This is a genomic window from Xanthomonas sp. NCPPB 3959, assembly GCF_056675575.1.
On the sequence record NZ_JBWWVR010000001.1, the window covers coordinates 599,047 to 623,537 of the forward strand.

Below are 24,491 nucleotides of genomic sequence, written 5' to 3' on the forward strand. Positions count from 1 at the left end.
GAAAATGTGGGATTCCGGTCGGCGGGCACGCGAGGTCATGCCGGAGGCCATCCGGGCGGCGCTGGTGTCGTGCTGAAAGGCGTTTGCGTGCATAGGGCGCGAATCCTCGCATGCATGCGCGCACGGCGCAACCACTGCGCGCGTCATCGCGGCGGCGCGACGATGGCGTCGGGAATGTACGGGGTCACCGAGACCCGGATACGCAGCCGGTTGCCCGGATCTTCCGGCAGCCGCGAACGGTACTTGGTGCCCTTGTAGACGTAATCCACATCGAAGGCGATCGGCCGCCGGAACTCGCGCGGCACTTCCACCACCCGGCAATTGCGCCGCGTGCTGGTCGGCGGCACCGCCACCGGTGCAGACGGCAGCTCGGGACGGCGGGAGAACATCTCCTTGACCGAATCGACCATCCGGTTGATCCGGCCTTCGTCGTCTACCGCAGGCGCGGCGGCGACCGGCGCAATCTGCTCGGCCTCGCACTGTTCTTCGATACGGGTGGCGCGCAAGGTCTGGTAGACCGGCTCCACGTTGAGCACCTGCGCGTAATCCAGCTTCACGTTCTCGATCACCACGACCCGGTTCTTGGGGTCAGGCTCTGCCGCATGCGCCGCCAGTGCCTGCCAGGCAAACACACACAGCAGCATGAAGAACAGGGAAGGTCGCATCAGTACCAGAGAAGGCGTCGCCAGGCAGTACGTAAGTGTATGGAGCTTGCGATCTCCGGGGCTGAACGCAACCCATCCGATTGCGAGTGCCGGCCATGACATGCCATCGCCTGGGGTTTGGTTCGCCTAGCCGCCGCGACCGGCTAGAATCGTGCAGTTACCCTTTTCCAGATGCCGATGAGCCTGCGCCTGCACAACAACCTGACGCGGCGGGTCGAGCCGTTCGCGCCGCTCGATCCCACCAGCCCCACCCTGTATGTGTGCGGCCCCACCGTCTACAACTACGCGCATATCGGCAACGCCCGCGGCCCGGTGGTGTTCGATGTGCTGGCCGCACTGCTACGCCGCCGCTATGGCGCGCTGCGCTATGCACGCAACATCACCGACGTGGACGACAAGATCAACGCCGCCGCCCAGGCGCAGGGCGTGCCGATCTCGACCATCACCGACCGCTTCGCCGCGATCTACCGCCAGGACATGGCCGCGCTCGGCGTGGTCCCCCCGGACATCGAACCGGCAGCCACCGCGCATATTCCGCAGATCGTGGCGATGATCGAGCAACTGATCGCCAACGGCCACGCCTACGCCGCTGAAGGCCATGTGCTGTTCGCGGTGGCCAGCTTCGAGCACTACGGCAAGCTCTCGCGCCGCGACCCGGACGAGATGCTGGCCGGTGCGCGCGTGGATGTGGCGCCCTACAAGCGCGACCCGGGCGACTTCGTGCTGTGGAAACCCTCCAGCGACGACCTGCCCGGTTGGGAATCGCCCTGGGGCCGTGGCCGCCCGGGCTGGCATATCGAATGCTCGGCGATGGCTGCCGCGCACTTGGGCCCGACCATCGACATCCATGCCGGCGGCGTGGACCTGCAGTTCCCGCATCACGAGAACGAGATCGCGCAGAGCGAGTGCGCGCATGGCGGGGCGACCTTTGCGCGGTTCTGGCTGCACAACGGCATGCTCAATTTCAGCGGCGCCAAGATGAGCAAGTCGCTGGGCAACATCGAAACCGTGCACGACCTGATCGCCAGGCACCCGCCCGAAGCGCTGCGCTACGCCCTGCTGAGCGCGCATTACCGGCAGCCGCTGGATTGGTCGGATGGCTTGATCGAGCAGGCCAAGAACACGTTGGACCGGCTGTATGGCACGTTGCGCGATCTGGCAGCTGTGGAAACCGATGCAGGCGTCGGCACAACACAGCCGACCACGATTCCTGGCGATGTGGAATCTGCGCTGGACGATGACCTCAATACACCGCTGGCGCTTGCAGCACTGGCAAAGCTTGCAAAGGAGGCCAGCCGGGCACTGCACGATTTGGCACCGGCGGGCGGGCCGGACAGCGAACGAAGCGGCGAGCATCTTGCGGCGCTGCGCCGAGCCAAATCCGATCTGCTTGGCGCAGGTCTGGCGCTAGGCTTGCTGCAGCAAGACCCGGCGGCATGGTTCTCGCGCGGCACCGATGCCGGCGACGATGCGCGCATCACCACGCTGGTCGAAGAGCGCAATGCGGCAAAGAAAGCCAAGGATTTCGCCCGTGCCGACGCCATCCGCAAGCAACTGGCCGACGAAGGCATCGTGCTGGAAGACACCCCGCAAGGCGTACGCTGGAAGCGAGCATGATCTTATTCCCTTCTCCCTGCGGGAGAAGGTGGCGCGCAGCGCCGGATGAGGGTACGGGCAAAGCCACATGAGAGAAGTTAATGCACGTGGCTCCGCCCGCACCCTCACCCCAACCCCCGCTTCGCGCCCCGGCCCGCGCTGGCGGCGCGGGCGCTCCAAGGCACGCGCGCCAGTGGCGCGCAAACCGCGCCTTCTCGCCCCGGAGGTAGAGGGGCTTTGACCGAACGACCCTGGATTTTTGCGAGTGATTTTGGAATCTTGATGACCACTACCCCCTTCCCGCTCGAACCCACCGCCATCGAAGCACAGGCCACCATCGCCGAGGAGTTTTCCTTCTTCAGCGACTGGTCCGAGCGCTACCAGTACCTGATCGACCTGGGCCGCAAGCTGCCCACCTTCCCGGAACAGTGGAAGACCGAAGAACACCGCCTGCATGGCTGCCAGTCGATGGTATGGATCGTGCCGGAGGGCAACGCCGAGCGGCTGGACTTCCACGCCGTCAGCGATTCGGCGATCGTCTCCGGATTGATCTATCTCGCCTTGCGAGTGTACTCGGGGCGTAGCGCGCAGGAGATCATGGCCACCGAGCCGGACTACATCGCCGGCATTGGCCTGGCCAAGCACCTGTCGCCGACCCGCAGCAACGGTGTGGCGGCGATGCTGGCCTTCATTCGCGACACCGCCCGCGCCCAGCAGTGAGCACGCCCACGCCTCCCTCGCCCTCCGCCTCGCTGCGCACGCTGTTCGCCTACCCCGGCTTCGGCCTAGTGCTGCTGTATCGCGTAGCGGCAATGCTGTCGTACCAGATCGTCGCGGTCACGGTCGGTTGGCATATCTACGAGATCACCCGCAATCCACTCTCGCTCGGGCTGATCGGGCTGGCGGAGATCCTGCCGTTCTTCTGCTTCGCGCCGTTTGCCGGTTATCTGGTCGATCATCTGCCGCGCCGCCGTCTGGGCATGGTCGCAGTGCTGGGTCTGGTCGCCACTGCGCTACTGCTGTTGGCGATCACCCACGGCTGGCTGCCGGTAGAAGGCGTGTGGCCGATCTATGCGGCCATCGCACTGACCGGTGCGGCGCGCTCGTTCCTGTCGCCGGTTTACAACGCCTTGTTCGCGCGTGCATTGCCGCGCGAGGCCTTCGCGCGCGGCGCCAGCATCGGCAGCGTCACCTTCCAGGCCGGCATGGTGATCGGCCCGGCGCTGGGCGGCGTGCTGGTCGGCTGGGGCGGCAAGGGCCTTGCTTATGGCGTTGCGGCGAGTGTGGCGTTGGTGGCGATCCTGGCGCTGGCGCTGTTGCGCGTCAGCGAGCCGGTGAACGAAGGTCCGCGCGCGCCGATCTTTCGCAGCATCGCCGAAGGTGCGCAGTTCGTGCTGTCCAACCAGATCATGCTGGGCGCGATGGCGCTGGACATGTTTTCGGTGCTGCTGGGTGGCGCGGTGTCGATGCTGCCCGCCTTCATCCACGACATCCTGCACTACGGCCCGGAGGGCCTGGGCATCCTGCGCGGTGCACCGGCACTGGGCTCGATCGTGGTCGGCGTGTGGCTGGCGCGGCACCCGCTGCAGCGCAATGCCGGGCGCATCCTGATGCTGTCGGTGGCCGGTTTCGGGTTGTGCACGATCGCGTTCGGCCTGTCGCGGCATTTCTGGCTGTCGGCGGCCATCCTGCTGGTCTACGGCATGTGCGACGGCGTCTCGGTGGTGGTGCGTCAGACCATCCTGCAGCTGGCCACGCCCGATGCGATGCGCGGCCGGGTGTCGTCGATCAACGGCATCTTCATCGGCTCTTCCAACGAGCTGGGCGCGTTCTACGACGGGGTGATGGCGCGCCTGGTCGGCCTGGTGCCGGCGGTGGTGATCGGCGGCTGCGTCACGCTGGGCGTGGTTGCGACCACGGCGTGGAAGGCGCCGAAGCTACGCAAGCTGGATCTGCGCGACTTGCAGTGATGTGCGCAATGGCGAGATGCCGGTAGCGAACGCAGCCGGCATCGCTATTGCCTTGACGCATCAAAAACCCCGCACATGGCGGGGTTTTTTAGTCGACCAATGAGGCTTCGACGCTTGCTGAACGATCAATCCTAACGATCAATCGCCCTGCTGCTTCTGCAGATGCTCCCAACGCTCTTGCGCGTCGATGGTGCGCTCGGCGGTCAGACGCGCTTCCAGGCGGTCCAGGCCGATCTCTTCGCCGGTGTCCACGCAATAGCCGTAGTCGCCATCTTCCAGGCGCTTGAGCGTGCTGTCGATCTTGGAGATCAGCTTGCGTGCACGGTCGCGGGCGCGCAGTTCCAGCGAGTTCTCGGTCTCGCGGGTGGCACGCTCGGCTTCGTCGCCGATATCGCGCACTTCTTCGCGCAGGTTCTCGATGGTCTGCTTGGATTCCTCGACCATCTCGTTGCGCCACCGCTGCAGACGCTGACGGAAGTACTCCTGCTGCAGCTTGCTCATGTACTCCTCGTCCGCGGCAGGCTTGTAGCCCTGCGGCAGGATCGGGCGACCGGTGGTCTCGTCGATCTTGTAGTCGACCACCTTGTACTTGGTCTTGGGCGTCGGGCTGGACGACTTGGCAGTCACGGCCACGGCCACCTTACCGACCGGACGGGTCGCGGCGGGCTTGGCGGGGGCTTCGGTTTTGGTTGGTGTTTTTGCTGAAGATTTCGAAACGGGCACGGGATTCTTAACTGACGGGGTCGCAGGCTTTGCCGGCTTCGCAGGGACGGCCTTGGGGGCCGGTGCGGGCGCGGGCTTTTCAGCCTTGACCGGGACTGACTTGGCCGGAGTCGGCTTGGCAGCCGGCTTCGGTACGGACTTGGGCGCCACCGGCGTGGCGGCCGGTTTGGCGGCAGCCGGAGCTGCCTTGTTTGCCGCCGGCTTTGCAGCACTCTTGGCGGCCGGTTTTACAGGTTTAACAGCCGCGGGCTGGGGCACTGCGGCCTTGGAGGCCGGCGCCGGCTTGGCAGCGGCCTTGGTCACAGCTGCCTTCTTGGCAACAGGTTGCTTGGTGGCCGGCGTCGCCTGCTTGGCAGCCGGTTTTGCAGCGGCAGGCGCCGCCGCTTTCTTCGCAACGGGTTTGGCGGACTTCTTGGCGGCCTCTACGGCCTTGTTTGCAGTTTTTTTAGCAGCCACGAAACGCTCATCCTTGGTTCCCCCGGGGCCCGGGAAAGCGGGCCTTTATAGCTTACCCCAAGGACCCCCGGCAACCACCCATTAGTCCAAGTGGCATATCATTGGCAAGTGATCTCACGCCTGCTCATCGCGCTGCTGCGCTTCTACAAAATATTCATTAGCCCTCTGTTAGGGCCGCGCTGCCGGTTTGCGCCCAGTTGCTCGGAGTATGCAATGACCGCGATCGGCCGCTTCGGCCCGCTTCGCGGCTGCTGGCTGGCTGCACGCCGGCTGGGCCGTTGCCATCCTTTCCATCCGGGCGGGTTCGATCCCGTCCCCGACGCGCCTACGTCCGCGTCTTCGCCCTCTTCCACTTCCTGCCGCTGCAAAGGACCCCACCCATGAGCCGAACCGTCATCGTCAATGCCCGCCTGGTTAATGAAGGCAAGGAGTTCGATGCCGACCTCCTGATCGAAGCCGGCCGCATCGCCAAGATCGCCGACAAGATCACCCCGGCTGCAGGCGATACGGTGGTGGACGCGGCCGGGCGCTGGGTGCTGCCGGGCATGATCGACGACCAGGTGCACTTCCGCGAGCCGGGGCTGACCCACAAGGGCGATATCGCCACCGAATCCGGCGCTGCAGTGGCCGGCGGCCTGACCAGCTTCATGGACATGCCCAACACCAATCCGCCGACCCTGGATGCGGCTGCGCTGCAATCCAAGTACGACGCTGCGGCCGGGCGCGCCTGGGCCAATTACGGCTTCTACATGGGCGCCAGCAACGACAATCTGGCCGCGATCCAGACGCTGGATCCCAAGACCGCGCCGGGCATCAAGGTGTTCATGGGCGCCTCCACCGGCAACATGCTGGTCGACAACCCCGAAACGCTGGATGCGATCTTCCGCGACGCGCCGACGCCGATCATCACCCACTGCGAAGACACCCCGACCATCGATGCGACGCTGGCCGAATTCAAGGAAAAGTACGGCGATGCGCTGACCCCGGAGATGCACCCGGACATCCGCTCGCGCGAGGCGTGTCTGAAGTCCTCGCAGCTGGCGGTGTCGCTGGCGCGCAAGCACAACACCCGCCTGCACGTACTGCATATTTCCACCGCCGACGAGCTGGCGCTGTTCGAAGCCGGCCCGCTGGTCGACGCCGACGGCAACGTGCGCAAGCGCATCACCGCCGAGACCTGCATCCACTTTTTGCGCTTCGACCGCAGCGACTACGCGCGGCTGGGCAACCTGATCAAGTGCAACCCCGCGATCAAGGACGCCGACGACCGCCTGGCGCTGATCGAGGCGCTGGCCGAAGATGTCATCGACGTGCTCGCCACCGACCACGCCCCGCATACCTGGGAAGAAAAGCAAAAGCCCTACGCGCAGGCGCCGTCGGGCCTGCCGCTGGTGCAGTACGCGCTGGTCGCCGCGCTGGAGCTGGTGCATGAAGGCAAGCTGCCGATTACCCGTATCGTGCAGAAGTTCGCGCATGCGCCGGCGCAGCTGTTCGATGTGGAAGAGCGCGGTTTTCTGCGCGAAGGCTATTTCGCCGACCTGGTGATGATCGACAACACCCCGTTCACCGTGAAGCGCGAGCAGGTGCTGTCCAAGTGCGGCTGGTCGCCGTTCGAGGGCACCACGTTCCGCTCGCGCATCGCCGCGACCTGGGTCAACGGCCAGCAGGTGTGGGATGGCGAACAATTGATTGGCGTTGCCGCCGGTCAACGCCTGACCTTCGACCGCTGATGCGCGCAGCCCTGTTTGGCGCCTGGCTTGCGCTGGCGCCGCTCGCGTTTGCTGTGGGTGATGCCGCTGCGCAATCTGCGAGCGCTGCGGATGTGGTGTTTCCGCCAAGCGCCTCGCAAGGCGCGATGGTGATCGGCAAGGTGCCGCCGGGCAGCCAGGTGCAGTACGCCGGCCGCACGCTGCGGGTGAGCGGATATGGCAGCGTGGTGTTCGGTATCGGCCGCGATGCCACCGGCCCGTTACAGGTGCAGATCACCCGGCCCGATGGCGGCAAGGAGACTGCCAGCATCGCAGTGACGCCACGCGATTGGCCGGTGGAACGCGTCAACGGCGTGCCACCCAAGACCGTCAACCCGCCTGCGGCGATCGCCGAACGGATCAAGCGCGAGCAGGCGCAGGTCACCGCTGCACGCGATCGCGACGATGCGCGCACCGATTTTGCGCAGCCCTTCATCTGGCCGGTGCAGGGCCGCATCAGCGGGCGATTCGGCAATGCGCGTGTCTACAACGGCCAGCCTGGTGCCGGTCATTCCGGCATGGACATCGCCGTGCCGACCGGCACGCCGGTCAAGGCGCCGGCCGCTGGTGTGGTCACCTTCGCCGCGCCGGATCTGTATCTGACCGGTGGCACGGTGCTGCTGGACCATGGCTTCGGGGTGAGCTCCAACTTTCTGCACCTCTCACGCATCGACGTGAAGGTGGGCGATCGCGTGGAGCAGGGTCAGGTGATTGCTGCCGTGGGCGCCACCGGGCGCGCGACCGGGCCGCATCTGCATTGGGGGATGAATTGGTTCGATGTACGCATAGATCCATTGCTGGTGCTTGAGCGCAACAAATAGAGCCGTTGGGTCTCGAAATGAAACAGCGGGCACCGGTTGCGTCAGCGTGGCGGCCTGTTCTCTGCGGCCTACCCGCTGTGCCTGTGTTGGTCGCGGGGCTTTGGGGTATAACCGGGACGACCGTCGATCTTCGATCCTCGCCACTTTCTTAGCGGACGATCGAGCCAGACGGTTGGTCCACCGCTGCGGCGTCGGACGTGCTTCATCTCCCCTCCCCCGACCGCAGGAGATGTGCGACATGCGCAACGAGCAACTCAAACCCACACTGGGCACCTGGCAACTGTGGGGGATCGCCGTCGGACTGGTGATTTCCGGCGAATATTTCGGCTGGAGCTACGGCTGGGGCACCGCCGGTACCCTGGGATTCCTGGTGACCACCGTGCTGGTAGCGGTGATGTACACCTGCTTCATCTTCAGCTTCACCGAGTTGACCACGGCCATCCCGAACGCCGGGGGGCCGTTCGCCTACAGCCTGCGCGCGTTCGGCACCTATGGCGGCATGCTGGCGGGCCTGGCCACGCTGATCGAATTCGTGTTCGCACCGCCGGCCATTGCGATGGCCATCGGCGCCTATCTCAACGTGCAGTTTCCGACCCTGGACCCACGTATCGCCGCAATCGGGGCGTATGTGATCTTCATGAGCTTGAACATCGTCGGCGTGGCGATCGCCGCCACCTTCGAGTTGGTGGTGACTCTGCTGGCGGTGATCGAACTGCTGGTGTTCATGGGTGTGGTGGCGCCGGGTTTCAGCGTCGCGCGTTTTGCCGCCAACGGCTGGGCCGGCAGCAACGATTTTGGCCCGGCGGCGATCTCCGGCATCTTCGCTGCGATTCCGTTTGCGATCTGGTTCTTTCTGGCGATCGAGGGCGCGGCGATGGCGGCCGAAGAAGCCAAGGATCCCAAGCGCACGATCCCGCGCGCCTACATCGCCGGCATCCTCACGCTGGTGGTGCTGGCGTTGGGAACGATGGTGTTTGCCGGCGGCGTCGGCGATTGGCGCCAGCTGTCCAACATCAACGACCCGTTGCCGCAGGCAATGAAAGCGGTGGTCGGCAATAGCTCGACCTGGCTGCACATGCTGGTGTGGATCGGCCTGTTCGGTCTGGTGGCCAGTTTCCACGGCATCATCCTGGGCTATTCGCGGCAATTCTTCGCATTGGCGCGTGCGGGTTTTTTGCCGCACGGGCTGGCCAAACTGTCGCGCTTTCGCACGCCGCATCGCGCGATTCTGGCCGGTGGCGCGATCGGTATCGCGGCGATCTGCAGCGATGGCGTGGTCAAGATCCAGGGCATGTCGCTGACCGCGGCGATGATCACCATGTCGGTGTTCGGCGCGATCGTGATGTATGTGATGAGCATGCTCAGCCTGTTCAAACTGCGCCGCGCCGAGCCATTGCTTGAGCGCAGTTTTCGCGCACCGGGTTATCCGGTGGTGCCGGCGATTGCGCTGCTGCTGGCGCTGGTGTGCCTGGTGGCGATGGTGTGGTTCAACCCGATCGTGGCGCTGATCTTTGTAGGCCTGCTGCTGTTTGGTGCGGTGTGTTGCGTGCTGAGCTTGCGCGGCCAACACACACCTGCGAGCACTGTCAGATGAGTGGGTTCGCCTTCACCGCCGGCGGCGAGCGCTTCCAGTTTGCCGATCTCAAAACGTTGCTGGCCAAGGCCACGCCGGCACGCTCGGGCGATCAACTGGCCGGGTTGGCCGCCGACTCCGGTCTGCAGCGCGTCGCTGCGCAGATGGCGCTGGCGGACCTGCCGCTGCGCCATTTTCTGGATGAAGCGGTGGTGCCGTACGAAGCGGATGAAGTCACCCGCTTGATCGTCGACCAACACGATGCAACCGCGTTCGCCCCGGTCGCGCATCTCACCGTCGGCGGCTTTCGCGATTGGCTGTTGAGTGCGCAGGCCGACGAAGCGGCACTCACCGCACTAGCGCCCGGACTGACACCGGAGATGGTGGCGGCGGTGTCCAAACTGATGCGGGTGCAGGACCTGATTCTGGTCGCGCAGAAAACGCGCGTGGTCACGCGCTTTCGCAACACGCTGGGATTACGCGGACGCTTGTCGACGCGCTTGCAACCCAACCACCCCACCGACGACGCCACCGGCATTGCCGCCAGCGTGCTCGACGGTTTGTTGTATGGCAACGGCGATGCGGTGATCGGCATCAACCCGGCCAGCGACAGCCTGGCCGCCACCACCGCGTTGTTGCGCATGCTCGATGCGGTGATCACCGGCTACCAGATTCCCACGCAGTCCTGCGTGCTGGCGCACATCACCACGACCATCGAGGCGATCGGACGCGGCGTGCCGGTGGATCTGGTGTTCCAGTCCATCGCCGGCACGGAAGCGGCCAATACCAGCTTCGGCATCAATCTGGCCCTGCTGCAGGAGGGTTATGAGGCGGGCCTGTCGTTGCGCCGTGGCAGCGTGGGCGACAATGTGATGTATTTCGAAACCGGCCAGGGCAGCGCGTTGTCGGCCAACGCGCATCATGGTGTCGATCAGCAGACCTGCGAGGTGCGCGCGTATGCAGTGGCGCGGCAGTTCAAGCCATTGCTGGTGAACACCGTGGTGGGCTTTATCGGCCCGGAATATCTCTACGACGGCAAGCAGATCATCCGCGCCGGGCTGGAGGATCATTTCTGCGGCAAGTTGCTCGGCGTGCCGATGGGCTGCGACATCTGCTACACCAACCATGCCGAAGCCGATCAGGACGACATGGACGTGCTGCTGACCCTGCTCGGCACTGCCGGCATCAACTTCATCATGGGCATCCCGGGCTCGGACGATGTGATGCTCAACTACCAGACCACCTCGTTCCACGATGCGCTGTATGCGCGCCAGGCACTGGGCCTGCGTGCGGCGCCCGAGTTCGAACAGTGGCTGGAACAGCAAGGCATTTTGCGCCTGCGCGATGGCCGCTTCGAGCTCGGTAGCGAGGTGCCGGCACAGTTCCGGCGTGCGCTGGCGCAATTGAACAGCGGCGCGGCGCAATGAGCAGCACTACACCACTACCACCGCGTGATGCCTGGGCGCAGCTGCGTCACCTCACGCCGGCACGGATCGCGCTGGGGCGCGTCGGCACCAGCCTGCCGACAGCTGCGCATCTGGATTTCCAGCTGGCGCATGCGCAGGCACGCGATGCGGTGCATCTGGCGTTCGATCCGGCGCCGTTGCAGGCCGAACTCGAACAGCGCGGGCGTACCAGCATGCTGCTGCACAGCGCGGCGGCGGATCGGCATGTGTATCTGCAACGCCCGGATCTGGGCCGGCGCCTGGCCGCCGACGCCGCCACGCAACTGCGTGGTCTGACCGCCGTGCATGGCGGTGGACATGACGTGGCGGTCGTGGTCGCGGACGGGCTTTCGGCGCTGGCCGTACACCGCAATGCCCCGCAGATGCTGGAACATATCGATCGCTTGGCCGCACACGAGGGCTGGTCGTTGGCACCGGTGGTGCTGATCGCGCAAGGGCGTGTGGCCATCGGCGACGAGGTCGGCGAATTGCTCAAGGCCCGTGCAGTGATCGTGCTGATCGGCGAGCGGCCGGGACTGAGTTCGCCCGACAGCCTGGGCCTGTATCTGACTTACACCCCACGGCTCGGCCTGACCGACGCCGCGCGTAATTGCATCTCCAATATCCGCGCCGAAGGGCTGAGTTACGCCGAAGCCACGCACAAACTTGCGTACCTGTTACGCGAGGCGTTTCGACGCAAGCTATCCGGCGTGCAACTCAAGGACGAAGCCGAGCAACCGGCACTACCCTCGGCTGGCCCGCCAGATGCCGCGCCGCGTACGTTTTTATTACCGGATGGTCTGCCGCCAGACGTTGTGGGCAGCTGAGCCAGAGACCCGTGCGATATGGCGGCCTGCCTGCATCGATGTATTCGCTTGAGTACTTTCGAACGCAGCCGGCGAAGCATGTCTGTGCCCATTCTTCGCGCGCAGCAGGATCTTCGCGCATGGCACGTTCGCTGACGACGCCGTTTTCATACACCACCAACGTTTTGGAAAGTCCGTCGCCGTTGGTCTCGAAGTCGAAGCGCAGATCGCGCTCCATCGCAAAGAAACGCGTGGTGGATTGCGGATAGAGCGTGGCGATGAAACTGCCGGCGGTGAGCGTCAGATGATCGCCGGCGACCGCGATCTGAATGATTCCGATGCGAGGCGAGCGATAACGGCCTGCGTAGCGCTGCAGCACCGTGACCGGGAGTGTTGTCGTTCTTGGTGGCGGTGTATACGGCACGGGGCCATGCGCATAACTGAGCACGCGATGCATGCGCCAACGTCCATCGGCAAATTTCCAGACCGTGGTGAAGTCGGCTTGACCGTCCAATCGCTCCGCTTTGTCACGTTTCTGCACATAAAAGCGGTGATGGCCCGACAACATTGCGTAACCGCCGTTGAGCGGATGGAATGCGATGCTGTCATTGAGCGCCTCACGTCGAAGACGCAAGGTTTCGTCGGCGCAGGGTCCGTGACGCAATGAATCGACGACCGCCGCGCGTGAGGTCGTGAGCCCGGCCTTGTCGTGATAGAACTCCACGTCCGCAGTGAGCAGACCCGCAATAGCTTGCATATCGCAGGCGTTGTAGGCCTCCCAGAACGCCGCGTCGGCAGATCGAACCTGGGCTTCGTCCTGTTGAGCAGTTGCACCGCAAGCCTCGAACGCAACAAGGACCGATAGAGCCAGTGCCAGCTTGCCGATTCCCATCATCCCCTTCCACTGTCCTGAGATTGGACAGTAAAACATCGGTTATCTGCCGGCACGACCCGAAAGTCACCATGCCGCATGGGACGCCCTCAGCTACAGATGGACACGGCCACCGCGGCCACTGACACCCATCCAGGTACCGCGCTAGGCCGCCGAGCATCCGCGCATTACCCGCGCTGGGAGACGAACACTTACTTGAGCGCGCCGTCCTGTGGGTTGCTGGCTGCATACCGACTGGTTCGCAACTCGTTGTCGTGCGGGTGGCGCAACGCATCGCGCACTTCCTCCGGCAACTGATCGACATCCAGCATCACCTTGCCGGAATGCACGTCGCGCACCACCGACACAGGCAGCACAAAATCGCCGCCGTTTTCGATATTGATGACAAGCTCGGCGCCTTCGTTGCGAATATCGCGTATTGCGCCTACGCCGACTTCACCATCGCGCAGGAATACCATCTGGCCAATTTCGATCCGTTGCATGTCGCATCTCCTGGTGGGCACGCATCGCGCCAGTTGATACCTGAAAACCACCTGGATGTGACTTTCAAGCGAAGCGCTCAAAAACACGACACGGACGCCAGGCGGACGCGGCCGGTGTGCATTGAGGCATGTAACAGCTGCCACATGCCGATCCTGATCACCATCCGCATCCGCCTAACAAAACCCTCAACGCAGCGGGACGTCCGCCACCTTGTCCTGATAGTCCTTCTTCGGATCGACACCGAACAGCACCTTGATACCGGCAAGCAGGCTGGAACCATTGAGCCAGATCTGTGCGTGGTCCGCGTCCAGGCGCAGCAGCGCCAGTTTCGGATCGTCCTTGCCGCCTTCGTACCACGCAGCAACGTGCGGGTTCCATAAGCGATCGATCACCGCAGGGTCAGTGTCTTCGTGCAAGGCGCCACTGATGCTGGCGAACAGATCATGCCCCTTGCTGCTGAAGGCGCCGATGACGCGACGGCCCTGCCCCAGCATCGCGATCAGCGCATTGTCCTTGGAGGTAAAGAACCAGATCGGGCCGCCGCTGTCGCCTTCGATCTGCGCGGTCATCGGGCGCGCATGGCCGTCTTCGACGCCGTCCAGGCCCAGCATCACGGTGCGATCGGATTTGAGCGCCTTCCAGAATTTTTCCTGCAACTCTTTGGGATCTGACATTTCGGTTCCTGACAAGCGCATCTCTACGCGGGTGATTGAGTCTGTAAGCGCGAGCGACCACAGCATGTGACGACGCGCACCGTTGTCTGCACACAACAGCAACGTGCAGTACGCAATACGGCTGCGCACGTGTATCGCAGCGCAGCACACGTGGCTCGTTTGCGACGCAATCTCGTCGAAAACCGTGATGCCGCCGATGGTCCTGGACATTGCACCTGGTAGCGAAGCCGGAACAAACGGACACGGCAGTACCATCCCCTCGCTGCTCGCGTGGTGACAACACAGAGGACTCAACCATGGCGATCGACACCCGCCTTCCCATGTCGCGCCATGGCTTCCCCATCCCGCGTGCAAGATTCAGCGTCTGCAGCGTATCGACCTATCCACCGTGCCCTGTTCATGGAGAGCGCCACTCATGTCTGCATTGCCTATCCGCACGAGCTGCATCGCTGCCGCACTGCTGAGTCTTGTCAGCATCGATGCGACTGCCTTGACCGGCACCGCCAGCCGGCCACAACTCACCAGCAGCGAAGCGAGCACCTACACGATTGCCAAGGCGCTGGCCAAGGCCGGGCCGCTCAACGCGCTGGTGACCGACAACTGGAATCCCACTGCAGGCGTTGCATTACTCAGCGCGGATTACGCGGTCGCAGCCGACGGCTCCACGCGCTATCGCACCGTGCAAGCGGCGATCGATGCAGCCGTGGCCGCGGGCGGCACCACGCGTCGTTACATCAGCATCAAGGCAGGTACCTATACCGAGTTGGTCTGCGTGCCGACGGGCGCACCGCCGCTGACCGTGTTCGGCTTGGGCACGAATACCGCAGACACCGTTATCCGCTTCAACAACGCCAATCCCACGCCCAAGCCGGTGGGCACGGCAAGCCACGCCTGTGCCAGCAATGCATCGGCAACCACGGTGGGAACGTCCAATAGCGCAACGCTGACCGTACGCGCTGCCGGCTTTCAGGCACGCCATCTGCGCGTGGACAACAATTATGTCGAAGGCACTTACACCAACAACAACCAGGCGGCAGTGGCGCTGGCAGTGCGCGGCGACAAAGCCAGCTTCGAAGATGTGCTTGTGACCGGCAATCAGGACACCTTGTTGATCAGCGCTACCAACGCGTCCAACGTGATCCGTGCCTATTTCAAGAACAGCACGATCGATGGCGATGTCGATTTCATCTTCGGCTCCGGCGTAGGCGTATTCGATCACGCCACCATCCGCTCCACCGGCGCGCGGCTTGGCACCAGCCGCGGCGGCTACATCTTTGCGCCCAGCACGCGCCCCGGCAGCAGCTACGGCTTTCTGGCGATCGACAGCAACTTCGTCGCCATTTCCGGCTCACCCGACAACAACACCTATCTGGGGCGCGCCTGGGATGAGGGCATCAGCGATCTGAGTGCCTATGTCGATGGCACCTCGCCCAACGGGCAGGTCACGGTGTGCAATTCCACGCTGGGCAGCCATATCCGTAAGACCGCACCGTGGAATGCGTCCACCGCGAGCCGTCCGTATTGCAACAGCAATTGCGCCAATTCGCCGAACCGTTTTTACGAATACAGCAATAGCGGTGCCGGCAGCGCAGACTGACTCTTCGCGTCAACACGCGGTTCAACGCCGCCATCATCGCCTGGCGGCAGTCGGTATTGTAGAGCGGCTGATCTGCTGATTCGCTGAAGGGCCCTTGCCCGCCCGCCATCGCGGGACACGCCGCAAGTACGTCCGTGTGGGCTCTTCTGCGGCATACATGCCGCAGAAGAGCCCGCGATGGCGGGCGGGCAAGGACCGGTGGAAATGGTCGGTGTGCTTGGCTGCGCGCAGTGCGCGTTGCGCGGTTGTCGACCGCAGCCTTCACATTGCATGGCGTGCGCAACGCATGTCTTGCACCAGGCCGTGCACGGAGCATTGCACTGCACCGATTGCGACAACGCCTGCGTTGCCTTCGGCGATGCGGCGCTGAATTCGCCCATCCGACATCGCGCGCTGGCATGAAGGGCCACGCTTGGTCGTCGATCGCTCCCGATCACGCTGTGTAGCGATCGATACTTCGGGCCCGCCAACGGCGCGTGTTTGCAATCGCTGTCATGCGAATGCAACACACCGGCGACGCGCCTGTGACTGATCGACGGCGTTTTTCGCATTCCACTCTCGGAGTCATCCCATGCAGTCTCATTCCCCCTTTCCAGCGCTTGCGCCGTTGACGCTTGCGCTACTCGGCCTGGTGACATACGAAGCCAGCGCCGCGCGGCCGCACACGCCAGACGTGGCCGATACCGCGCACAGCATCTCTACCAGTTGGGGCGTGATCCAGCAGCCCACGCTACCGACGCAGGTCTGCGCCACGCTCAAGGCCGCGCTGGTGCCGGTTGCCGGTTCGCTGGATACGCTCGACAGCGATCCGGCGCAATCCAAGCGCGATACCGCGCGTTTGCAGGCGGCCATCGACGATTGCCCCGCCGGCAGCGCGGTGCGTCTGGTCACCGGCGATGCCGGCGAGTCGGGCGTGTTGAGCGGCCCGTTGACGATCAAGAGCGGGGTCACGCTGTGGATCGATCGCGGCGTCACCTTGTTCGGCTCGCGCAATCCGCGCGACTACGACAATGGCCTGGGCACCTGCGGCACCGCGACCAGCGACAAGGCCAAATCCTGCAACCCGCTGATCCACGTCGCCGACACCGCCAACAGTGCGATTATGGGTGCCGGCAAGATCGATGGCCGCGGCGGCAGCACGCTCACCGCCGGACCCAATGCCGGCACCGCCAGCTGGTGGGATCTGGCCTATCTCAACGTCACCAAGGGCCTGAGCCAGCACGTACCGCGCCTGCTGCAGATCGACGACAGCACCGACTTCACGCTGTACGACATCACCCTGGAAAATTCGCCCAATTTCCACGTCACCACCGACAACGTGGTCGGCTTGACGGCGTGGGGCATCAAGATTCTCGCGCCCAGCCTGGTCTACTCACGTCCTGGCTATCGCTGCCCGGCCGGCAGCACGCCAGATGTGAATCCGCATGCGACCTGCTTCACTCCGGAAACGGCCAAGAACACCGATGGCTTCGACCCTGGCCAGTCGAAGAAGGTATTGCTGGCCTACTCGTATATCGGCACCGGCGACGATGGCGTGGCGATCAAGGCGCATGCCAGCAGCAAGCGCAGCATCGCCTCGGAAAACATGCTGTTCGCCTACAACCAGTTCTATTACACGCACGGTTTTTCGCTGGGCAGCGAAACCGATTCGGGCATGCGCCATATCGCCGTGCGCGGCTTGAGCATCGATGGCTTCAATAGCAACGACGTGAACTCCGATCCATATTCTGCCAACGGCTTGCGTATCAAATCCGATGGCAGCCGTGGCGGCCAGGTCTACGACATCAGTTTCGAAAACGTCTGCATGCGCGGCGTTGCCAGGCCGCTGGTATTCGATGCCAACTACGCCAATGCAGCGGTGCGTAACAAGCTGCCCAATTTCAGCGGTATTGCGTTGACCAACGTGCACTCGCTCGGTTCCAAGGCGTTTGGCGGCGGTCAGCTGAGCTTCTACGGCTATCGCGATGCGACCACCACGTTGCCGATCACCCTTTCGCTGGACAACGTGGTGCTGGAAGGTGGCCCGATCTCGTTCGCAAAGCCGCATTTCGGCGGGCCGGCCAGCAATCCGGGCGCAACGCACTTCACCTTCAAGGGCGGCCCGGTGAGCTTCTTCGATCAGCTGTCGGAATCGGCGCCCAACGATGTGCAACTGCAAGGCAAGCCCGGGCCGGGCACGCCGCTGCAGTGCAATGACGCCTTCATTGCTTACCACTCGGTATTGCCTGATTCGCCGATCTGACTGTGCTTGAGGCCGCGCTGCGTGCACTGCTCGCAACCGTGCACTCGGCTGATCGAGGGCGCGGTGCCCTCACCGCTCGCGGGACACGCCGCAAGTACGTCCATGTAGGCTCGGTGGCGGCATCATGCCGCCACACGGTCCCGCAAGCGGTAAGGACACCGCGCCAGGACGTTGGTCGTTAGTTGCGTAAAAAGCTGGCCGTCTTGCGAGTTGCATTGGCCTGCTGATGCGGGTCGCAGAATTACATCTGAACTAGCGAAGTAGAGGCACATCATTCATCGCTTGCACCATGCACACCGACCATCTCGACTGGTCCTTGCCCGCCCACCGTCGCGGGACCTTACGCGGCATGGATGCCGCTTAAGAGCCTACACGGACGTACTTGCGGCGTGTCCCGCGATGGTGGGCGGGCAAGGGCCCTGCGACCAACCCGCAGATCATCCGCCCTGCAATTTGCTCTATCCACACTCTCTCATCGCTTCAAGACGAACGAGATTTCGAGTCATAGCGTAATTAGATGCGATAAGAAGCTTAGTCAGTCGAAGGCATCGCGCCGGTTAAGGTGGCCGTGGCTGATGGGAACCACAAAACCGGCCGCGCCCAACTGGCGGTGAGCACAGCAGTTTTGTTAGTCGCTCTTAGTCCGCACCGCTGGCCGCACGCCAGCTATGCCACAGCTGCTGCACCGGCGGCGGATACGCCGCCTTCCCGGCGAGTTCGCGCTGCAAGCGCAAACGTGCCAGCCGCGACCATACCCGATGCGGCCGCGCCAACCCAGGCTTGCGCGGCCAGGCCTGCAACAATTGCGCCCGCCATGCGGCGGTCGTCATGCCGCCGGGCGTTGCGCTGTCGCCGGCCACACGCTGACGTGCGTCCAGCCATTGCACCGCCACCGCCGTGGCATCGCCAGACTGGTTGCGCGTAAACATCACCGCTTCGACTGCAACCACGGCCTCGGCAAAGGCGCGCAAGGTGTCCAGCGCTTGCTGCAACGATTGCGGCGGCACGCGGGCGTCCTGCATTGCGGGCAAGGTGTCGGCCAATTGCGCCCACGGCGCACGCACCGGTTCCAGCACGCGCCCCAGCGGATGGCGCGAGCGCTGCTGCGACCAATCGCGCAGCTCCTGCTGCCACCAGGCCAGCTTGGCATCGGCCGGCAACGGGTCGCCGGCAATATTCATGATGTCTTCCCATTCCTGCAGCAAGGCAAACCAGGCGGCAGCCAGCGGCCGTTGCAGTTGCGGAATGAAAGGCTCGGCAACCGACCATTCCGGCCAGCGGGTGCGCCATTTGTCGAGAAAACTGTCGAGAGCGCTGGATTGGCTCATGGCGGGTCCAGAAAAAAACGAAAGAAGATCAGGGCTGTGGCCACGTTGCGGCATCCCACAACAGTTGCGGCTGCTCGACCAACACATCGGCCTGCCAACTCAAGGGATCGTCATCGTGCAGCCGATAGCCCCACAACACCGCTACCGATGGCATCGCTGCCGCGCGTGCGGCCAGAATGTCGCGCTCATCGTCGCCTACGTAGACGCACTGCGCAGGCTCAATGCCGATGTGTTCGGCAGCTGTCAGCAACGGCAACGGATGCGGCTTGCGCTCGGCCAGCGTATCGCCGCCGATCAACACCGCGCAGCGCTGTTCCCAGCCCAGTTGCGGCAGGATCAGCCGCGCCAGGTATTCGGGCTTGTTGGTGACAATGCCCCACACGCACCCCGCACGATCCAGCCGCAGCAGCAGTTCTTCGACACCCTCGAACAGCTGCGATTGCGTGCCGATCAAGGCCTCATAGCGACGCAGGAATTCCGGCACCAAGGCGTCGCGTGCGTCCACATCGAGTTCGGCAAACGCAACTGACAGCATCGCGCGCGCGCCTTTCGACACCACCGGGCGCAGCTGCGCCAACGCGATCGGCGCACGTCCCCGCTCGCTCAGCATCGCGTTGACGGTGGCCAGCATGTCCGGCGCGCTGTCCAGCAAGGTGCCATCCAGATCGAACAACACCGCACGCGGGAAATTCATAGACGCCCCGCCGCTGGACGGCTGCGTCTCGCCATCCGCAAGGTGGGAATGCGCAGACATCAAGCACGCACCTGCTGCCAATCCCGAATCCCTACTCCCCAATCCCTGCTCGTCACGGCTTCACCGCATAGGCCAGATAATTCACCTCGGTGCGCGAAGACAGCCGCGCACGATTGCGCCACGGCTCGTACAGCATGCCGCTGACGTCTTCCAGCTGCAGCTCGGCGCTGCGCAACCACGCCGCAAGTTCCGCCGGCTTGATGAAATCCTTGTAGTGATGCGTACCCTTGGGCAGCAACCGCGCGATGTATTCGGCGCCGACCACTGCCAGCGCGAACGCGGCCGGGGTGCGATTGAGTGTGGACAGAAACAGCTTGCCGCCCGGCTTGAGCAGGCTGGCGCAGGCGCGGATGATCGCGGTCGGGTCCGGCACGTGCTCGAGCATTTCCATGCAGGTCACCGCATCGAAACTGCCCGGCTGCTCGGCCGCCAGGTCTTCCACCGATTGCACGCGGTAATCCACCTGCACGCCCGATTCCAGGCTGTGCAGGCGCGCCACCTTGACCAGCTCCGGGGCCAGATCGATCGCGGTGACCTGTGCGCCCAGACGCGCCATCGACTCGCTGAGCAAGCCGCCGCCGCAGCCCACATCGAGCACGCGCGCGCCGGCAAGATCCAGCCGCGCGGACACGTAATCCAGACGTACCGGGTTCAGCGCATGCAGCGGTTTTTGCGGGCCGTCGGCGTCCCACCAGCGCGTTGCCAGCGCGGCGAATTTATCCAGCTCGCTCTGATGAAAATTGCCGGAAGTGGTGTGAGTATTCGGATTCATGCGGAGCTCCGTGATTCGATGGCGCGCTCAGGCGCGGACGGTGCGGATGCGGTCGCGCCACTGCCGCGCATTGGCGACCAGGGCGGCGATATCCATGTCGACCAGCTCGCGCTGCACCAGTTTGGGCTTGCCGGCGATCCACACATCGGTGACCTGATGTCGGCCGGCTGAGTAGATCAGTTGCGACAGCACATGATGCAGCGGCTGGGTCTCCAGTGCAGACAGATCCACGCAGACCAGATCGGCCTGCTTGCCGATTTCGATCGAACCGATCTTGTCGCCGAAGCCCAACGCGCGCGCGCCGCCCAGCGTGGCCGCACGCAAGGTGGTGGCCGCATCCAGCGCAGTGGCATCGTTGGCCACCGCTTTGGCCAGAATGGCAGCGGTGCGGTTCTCGCTGAACATGTCCAGATCGTTGTTGCTGGCGCAGCCGTCGGTGCCGATGGCCAGGTTCACGCCGGCACGTTGCAGCGCGCAGGCCGGGCAAAACCCCGAGGCCAGCTTGAGATTGGATTCCGGGCAATGCACCACGCTCACGCCGCGCTCGGCGCATAGATGGATTTCCGCCTCGGTGAGCTGGGTCATGTGCACGGCGATCAGGCGGTCGTTGACCAGACCCAACCGATCCAGTCGCGCCAGCGGGCGCTGCCCGTACTGCTTGATCGAATCGGCCACTTCCTGCGCGGTTTCGTGCGTATGCAGATGCACCGGCAGGTCGAGCTGGTCGGCCAGCATGCGCACACGCTCGAAGTTGGCATCGTTGACCGTGTATGGCGCATGCGGCGCAAACGCAGTGCTGATCAGCGGATCGTCGCGCCATTGGTCGTGCAACTCACCGGCACGCGCAAAGTATTCGTCGTCCGACGAGGCCCACGCGGTGGGGAAATCGATGATCACCGAGCCCACCAGCGCGCGGAAGCCATGCTGCTTGTAGACCGCCGCCTGCACATCGGCGAAGAAGTAATTTTCGTTGACGCAGGTGGTGCCGCCACGCAGCATCTCGGCGATCGCCAGCGTGGTGCCGTCGGCCACGAACTCCGGCCCGATCACCGCCGCTTCCACCGGCCAGATGTGCTGCTGCAGCCACACCATCAGCGGCAGATCGTCGGCAATGCCGCGCAGCAGCGTCATCGGGTTATGCGTATGCGCATTCACCAGGCCCGGCATCAGCGCCGCCTCCGGGCGCGAGACGGTCTGCTTCGGCGCAAACCGTGCACGCGCTTCGGCAATCGGCAGGATCGCCACGATGACGCCGTTGCTGACCGCCACCGCGTGGTTTTCGAGCACCACCGCATGCGGTTCGATCGGCACCACGTAGCCGGCTTCGATCAACAGGTCGCACGCTTCGGGAGGGGCATTGGTCATGAGCGGATCCATAAAGGGTTAGTTGTCGAACGGCCAGCTGGCATCGCCACCGGCCACAGGCACATAGCGTTGGCCGTTGTAGCGCAGCACCTGGCGCACGCGACGGCTGCGTTCGGTAATGGTGTCGCTGTCAGCTACGCTTTCCGCGGTAGATACGTTGGCTGTCAGCACGATGTCCGCATAGCCGGCATGTGCCTGCGGTGCCATGCTCAGGCTCAGATTGGCGACTTCGGTGATCACATCGCTCTTCCCCACACTGCATGGCTCGCCTTTCACACGTTGCCACGCATAGAGATCGCGTTGCAGTACCGGGCGCAAGCTGCGCCCCTCGCGCACCAGCAAGGTCAATGCCTGATTGCTGTAAAAATCCGGGCAGCTGGGCCCGTGCGCGGCGCTATGTATCACCACGCCGATCGCACGCACGCCCTTGGCCAGGTCGTAGCGCGCGGTATCCAGACGCAGACTGTCTGCATCGAGTTCGAAGGCGGCGTCCTCACCCATGTCCTGCGCGTAGAACGCCAGCACCTTGCCGCTGGCCGCATCGAGCATGGCCACGCGCAACTCAAGGTCGCGCTCGCCAGGCACGGTCTGGGCGTCGCCAGCAAATGCGATTGCCGCCAGCCGGATCGCCGCATCGTTCGGCCACGGCTTGCAGGCCTGGGCCACCGCACGCTCGACCGGTACCGTGGCTGCAGCGCCGCCCACGACCCCGGAGGTTGCAATGGCCGCAACGGCGGCCACGTCACCGGTGCCGCAGGTTGCGGCAGCCGATTGCGCAAAGGCCGGGCACGCTGCGAGCGCAGCCCACAGCCCCACCAGGACACCGGCACTGCGTACCGCTCGACCAGGCCAGCGTCCCGGGCGCATCCGGCTTACTTGACGCGCGCCGAGTATTCGCCCGAACGCGTATCGACCTTGATGATTTCGTCCTGGTTGACGAACAACGGCACGCGCACCACCGCACCGGTTTCCAGCGTCGCCGGCTTGCCGCCGCCGCCCGAGGTATCGCCGCGCACGCCCGGATCGGTCTCGGTGATCTTGAGCTCGACGAAGTTCGGCGGCTGCACCCAGATCGGCGCGCCATTCCACAACGTCACGATGCAGTCTTCCTCGCCCTTGAGCCACTTCTCGGCGCCGCCCATGCCGGCCTTGTCGGTCTGCACCTGCTCGAAGGTTTCCGGGTCCATGAAGTGCCAGTACTCGCCATCGCTGTACAGGTAACGCATGTCGGTATCGACGACGTCGGCCACTTCCACGTCGTCGGTCGCCTTCATGGTCATTTCGACCACGCGACCGGACTTGATGAAGCGGTACTTCATGCGGGTAAAGGCCTGGCCCTTGCCCGGCTTGACGTATTCGGTCTCGGTGATGACCGCCGGCTCGTTGTTGACCAGGATCTTCATGCCGTTCTTGACGTCGTTCATGCCAACAGTGGCCATGGTGCAGCTCCTCGATAAGACCACGACCTGCCACAGGCCGTGGCAGGTCGGATTAGAATGGGGCGCCCGCCGCAACCGGCGGGCATTGGTTTTGTGACCGCACATGATACCCGCAGCCCCCCTCGCCTTACAGCCATCTCCGCCTCCCACCCTGCAGCCGCACCGCTGGCAGCAGCAGTGGCGCGATGCCGTGCGCGACCCACGCGAGCTACTGGCGCTGCTGGGCCTGGACGCGGCGGCTGCCGGCATCAGCGCAGAGGCAGCCGCCCAGTTCCCGCTGCGGGTACCACGCGCGTTCGTTGCGCGCATGCGCCGTGGCGACCTGCACGACCCATTGCTGCGCCAGGTGCTGCCGCTGGATGCCGAAATGCGGCTGGTACCGGGCTTCGGCCTGGATGCAGTCGGCGATGGCGCCGCCAAGACCGCAGACGGTGTGATCCAGAAATACCGCGGGCGCGCCCTGCTGATCGCTACCGGCAGCTGCGCGGTGCACTGCCGCTACTGCTTCCGCCGCCACTTCCCGTACGCCGAGGAAACCGCCGCGCGCGATGGATGGCGCGAGGCGGTGGCCGCGATCGCCGCCGACCCCGGCATCGACGAAGTGCTGCTGTCCGGCGGCGACCCGCTGTCGCTGGCCACCAGCAAACTGGCCGAACTCACCGACGCGCTGGCCGCCATCGGGCACATCAAACGCCTGCGCATCCATAGCCGGCTGCCGGTGGTGCTGCCCGAGCGCGTCGATGCGCCGCTGCTGGCCTGGCTGCGCAGCCTGCCTTGGCCGGTGGCCTTTGTGATACACGCCAACCACGCCAACGAATTCGATTCCAGCGTGGACGCTGCCATGCGTGCTCTGCGCGACACCGGCGCGCAACTGCTCAACCAGGCCGTGCTGCTGCGCGGGGTCAACGACAGCGTGGACGCACTGGTCGCGTTGAGCGAGCGCAGCTTCGCCGCGGGCGTACTGCCTTACTACCTGCACCAGCTCGACCGGGTCGCAGGAGTTGCGCATTTCGAAGTGGACGATGCAAATGCACGCGCCCTGCATACCGAATTGGCCACGCGTCTGTCGGGTTATCTGGTGCCGCGTCTGGTGCGCGAGATTCCGGGCGATACCGGAAAGCGGCCGCTGTAATCGTCACCGC

Annotated in this window: 24 protein-coding genes; 13 read left to right on the plus strand and 11 right to left on the minus strand. The window is 64.4% G+C overall.

Annotation, left to right across the window (positions count from 1 at the left end; genetic code table 11):
- Positions 1-143 precede the first annotated feature (143 nt).
- Positions 144-644 carry a hypothetical protein gene (locus tag AC1KVG_RS02370; RefSeq protein WP_043889250.1) on the minus strand — a complete coding sequence of 167 codons (501 nt, stop codon included), beginning with the start codon at positions 642-644 and terminating at the stop codon, positions 144-146.
- 198 nt (positions 645-842) lie between these two features.
- Here AC1KVG_RS02370 and cysS point away from each other — a divergent pair, with 198 nt between their 5' ends.
- The 3 genes from cysS to AC1KVG_RS02385 all read left to right on the plus strand — a co-directional run bounded on the left by cysS (position 843) and on the right by AC1KVG_RS02385 (position 4,231).
- Entirely contained in the window at positions 843-2,282 is a 1,440-nt protein-coding gene (cysS, locus tag AC1KVG_RS02375; RefSeq protein ID WP_481093371.1) for a cysteine--tRNA ligase, read from the plus strand.
- A 261-nt stretch (positions 2,283-2,543) separates the two neighbouring features.
- Positions 2,544-2,981: a SufE family protein gene (locus AC1KVG_RS02380; protein WP_006449428.1), complete on the plus strand. Its 438-nt coding sequence runs from the start codon at positions 2,544-2,546 to the stop codon at positions 2,979-2,981.
- Positions 2,978-4,231, plus strand: a complete 1,254-nt coding sequence (locus tag AC1KVG_RS02385) for an MFS transporter (protein ID WP_481093372.1) — start codon at positions 2,978-2,980, stop codon at positions 4,229-4,231. The genes AC1KVG_RS02380 and AC1KVG_RS02385 overlap by 4 nt, the downstream gene beginning before the upstream one ends.
- 138 nt (positions 4,232-4,369) lie before the next feature.
- Here AC1KVG_RS02385 and dksA read toward each other — a convergent pair whose 3' ends face one another.
- Positions 4,370-4,858: an RNA polymerase-binding protein DksA gene (gene dksA, locus AC1KVG_RS02390; RefSeq protein WP_369910408.1), complete on the minus strand. Its 489-nt coding sequence runs from the start codon at positions 4,856-4,858 to the stop codon at positions 4,370-4,372.
- Between dksA and AC1KVG_RS02395 the strand changes: the two genes are divergently transcribed.
- The 7 genes from AC1KVG_RS02395 (at position 4,848) to eutC (ending at position 11,824) form a co-directional block, all read left to right on the plus strand.
- Positions 4,848-5,495: a hypothetical protein gene (locus AC1KVG_RS02395; RefSeq protein ID WP_255171873.1), complete on the plus strand. Its 648-nt coding sequence runs from the start codon at positions 4,848-4,850 to the stop codon at positions 5,493-5,495. The two genes, dksA and AC1KVG_RS02395, sit on opposite strands and share 11 nt — an antisense overlap.
- A 5-nt stretch (positions 5,496-5,500) precedes the next feature.
- A complete protein-coding gene (gene yidD / locus AC1KVG_RS02400) occupies positions 5,501-5,794 on the plus strand; it encodes a membrane protein insertion efficiency factor YidD (protein WP_043889253.1) in 294 nt (97 codons plus the stop codon).
- A complete protein-coding gene (locus AC1KVG_RS02405; protein ID WP_481093373.1) occupies positions 5,791-7,140 on the plus strand; it encodes a dihydroorotase in 1,350 nt (449 codons plus the stop codon). The genes yidD and AC1KVG_RS02405 overlap by 4 nt, the downstream gene beginning before the upstream one ends.
- A complete protein-coding gene (locus tag AC1KVG_RS02410) occupies positions 7,140-7,979 on the plus strand; it encodes a M23 family metallopeptidase (protein WP_481093374.1) in 840 nt (279 codons plus the stop codon). The genes AC1KVG_RS02405 and AC1KVG_RS02410 overlap by 1 nt, the downstream gene beginning before the upstream one ends.
- A 229-nt stretch (positions 7,980-8,208) precedes the next feature.
- Positions 8,209-9,573 (plus strand): ethanolamine permease, encoded by a 1,365-nt coding sequence (gene eat, locus AC1KVG_RS02415; protein ID WP_006452607.1) that lies wholly within the window; start codon positions 8,209-8,211, stop codon positions 9,571-9,573.
- Complete coding sequence (locus AC1KVG_RS02420; RefSeq protein WP_481093375.1) at positions 9,570-10,979, plus strand: ethanolamine ammonia-lyase subunit EutB; 1,410 nt, start codon at positions 9,570-9,572, stop codon at positions 10,977-10,979. Before eat ends, AC1KVG_RS02420 begins: the two co-directional genes overlap by 4 nt.
- Positions 10,976-11,824: an ethanolamine ammonia-lyase subunit EutC gene (eutC, locus tag AC1KVG_RS02425; protein WP_481093376.1), complete on the plus strand. Its 849-nt coding sequence runs from the start codon at positions 10,976-10,978 to the stop codon at positions 11,822-11,824. Before AC1KVG_RS02420 ends, eutC begins: the two co-directional genes overlap by 4 nt.
- On the opposite strand, the gene AC1KVG_RS02430 is transcribed toward eutC, so the two are convergent.
- The 3 genes from AC1KVG_RS02430 to AC1KVG_RS02440 all read right to left on the minus strand — a co-directional run bounded on the left by AC1KVG_RS02430 (position 11,715) and on the right by AC1KVG_RS02440 (position 13,852).
- Complete coding sequence (locus tag AC1KVG_RS02430; protein ID WP_481093377.1) at positions 11,715-12,695, minus strand: nuclear transport factor 2 family protein; 981 nt, start codon at positions 12,693-12,695, stop codon at positions 11,715-11,717. The genes eutC and AC1KVG_RS02430 overlap by 110 nt on opposite strands.
- A gap of 191 nt (positions 12,696-12,886) precedes the next feature.
- Complete coding sequence (locus AC1KVG_RS02435) at positions 12,887-13,177, minus strand: hypothetical protein (protein WP_006452612.1); 291 nt, start codon at positions 13,175-13,177, stop codon at positions 12,887-12,889.
- A gap of 186 nt (positions 13,178-13,363) precedes the next feature.
- Positions 13,364-13,852, minus strand: a complete 489-nt coding sequence (locus tag AC1KVG_RS02440) for a pyridoxamine 5'-phosphate oxidase family protein (RefSeq protein WP_481093378.1) — start codon at positions 13,850-13,852, stop codon at positions 13,364-13,366.
- Positions 13,853-14,309: 457 nt separating this feature from the next.
- Between AC1KVG_RS02440 and AC1KVG_RS02445 the strand changes: the two genes are divergently transcribed.
- Both AC1KVG_RS02445 and AC1KVG_RS02450 read left to right on the plus strand, forming a co-directional pair.
- Positions 14,310-15,449: a putative acyl-CoA thioester hydrolase gene (locus AC1KVG_RS02445; protein ID WP_481093456.1), complete on the plus strand. Its 1,140-nt coding sequence runs from the start codon at positions 14,310-14,312 to the stop codon at positions 15,447-15,449.
- A gap of 571 nt (positions 15,450-16,020) precedes the next feature.
- The gene (locus AC1KVG_RS02450; RefSeq protein WP_481093379.1) at positions 16,021-17,691 is read left to right on the plus strand and encodes a diffusible signal factor-reguated family 28 glycoside hydrolase; all 1,671 of its coding nucleotides are present in this window, start codon (positions 16,021-16,023) and stop codon (positions 17,689-17,691) included.
- Between the two features lie 638 nt (positions 17,692-18,329).
- On the opposite strand, the gene AC1KVG_RS02455 is transcribed toward AC1KVG_RS02450, so the two are convergent.
- The 6 genes from AC1KVG_RS02455 to efp all read right to left on the minus strand — a co-directional run bounded on the left by AC1KVG_RS02455 (position 18,330) and on the right by efp (position 23,349).
- Positions 18,330-19,019 carry a phytoene/squalene synthase family protein gene (locus AC1KVG_RS02455; RefSeq protein WP_481093380.1) on the minus strand — a complete coding sequence of 230 codons (690 nt, stop codon included), beginning with the start codon at positions 19,017-19,019 and terminating at the stop codon, positions 18,330-18,332.
- A gap of 28 nt (positions 19,020-19,047) precedes the next feature.
- Positions 19,048-19,713 carry a phosphoglycolate phosphatase gene (locus AC1KVG_RS02460; protein WP_481093457.1) on the minus strand — a complete coding sequence of 222 codons (666 nt, stop codon included), beginning with the start codon at positions 19,711-19,713 and terminating at the stop codon, positions 19,048-19,050.
- A 112-nt stretch (positions 19,714-19,825) separates the two neighbouring features.
- Complete coding sequence (ubiG, locus tag AC1KVG_RS02465; protein ID WP_006450329.1) at positions 19,826-20,545, minus strand: bifunctional 2-polyprenyl-6-hydroxyphenol methylase/3-demethylubiquinol 3-O-methyltransferase UbiG; 720 nt, start codon at positions 20,543-20,545, stop codon at positions 19,826-19,828.
- A 27-nt stretch (positions 20,546-20,572) separates the two neighbouring features.
- Positions 20,573-21,910: a TRZ/ATZ family hydrolase gene (locus tag AC1KVG_RS02470; RefSeq protein ID WP_481093381.1), complete on the minus strand. Its 1,338-nt coding sequence runs from the start codon at positions 21,908-21,910 to the stop codon at positions 20,573-20,575.
- An 18-nt stretch (positions 21,911-21,928) separates the two neighbouring features.
- Complete coding sequence (locus AC1KVG_RS02475) at positions 21,929-22,726, minus strand: PA3715 family protein (protein WP_481093382.1); 798 nt, start codon at positions 22,724-22,726, stop codon at positions 21,929-21,931.
- A gap of 56 nt (positions 22,727-22,782) precedes the next feature.
- Positions 22,783-23,349, minus strand: coding sequence for an elongation factor P (efp, locus tag AC1KVG_RS02480; protein WP_006450332.1), 567 nt, complete (start codon positions 23,347-23,349; stop codon positions 22,783-22,785).
- A gap of 103 nt (positions 23,350-23,452) precedes the next feature.
- On the opposite strand from efp, the gene epmB reads away from it, so the two are divergent.
- Positions 23,453-24,481, plus strand: coding sequence for an EF-P beta-lysylation protein EpmB (gene epmB, locus AC1KVG_RS02485; RefSeq protein WP_481093383.1), 1,029 nt, complete (start codon positions 23,453-23,455; stop codon positions 24,479-24,481).
- Positions 24,482-24,491 lie beyond the last annotated feature (10 nt).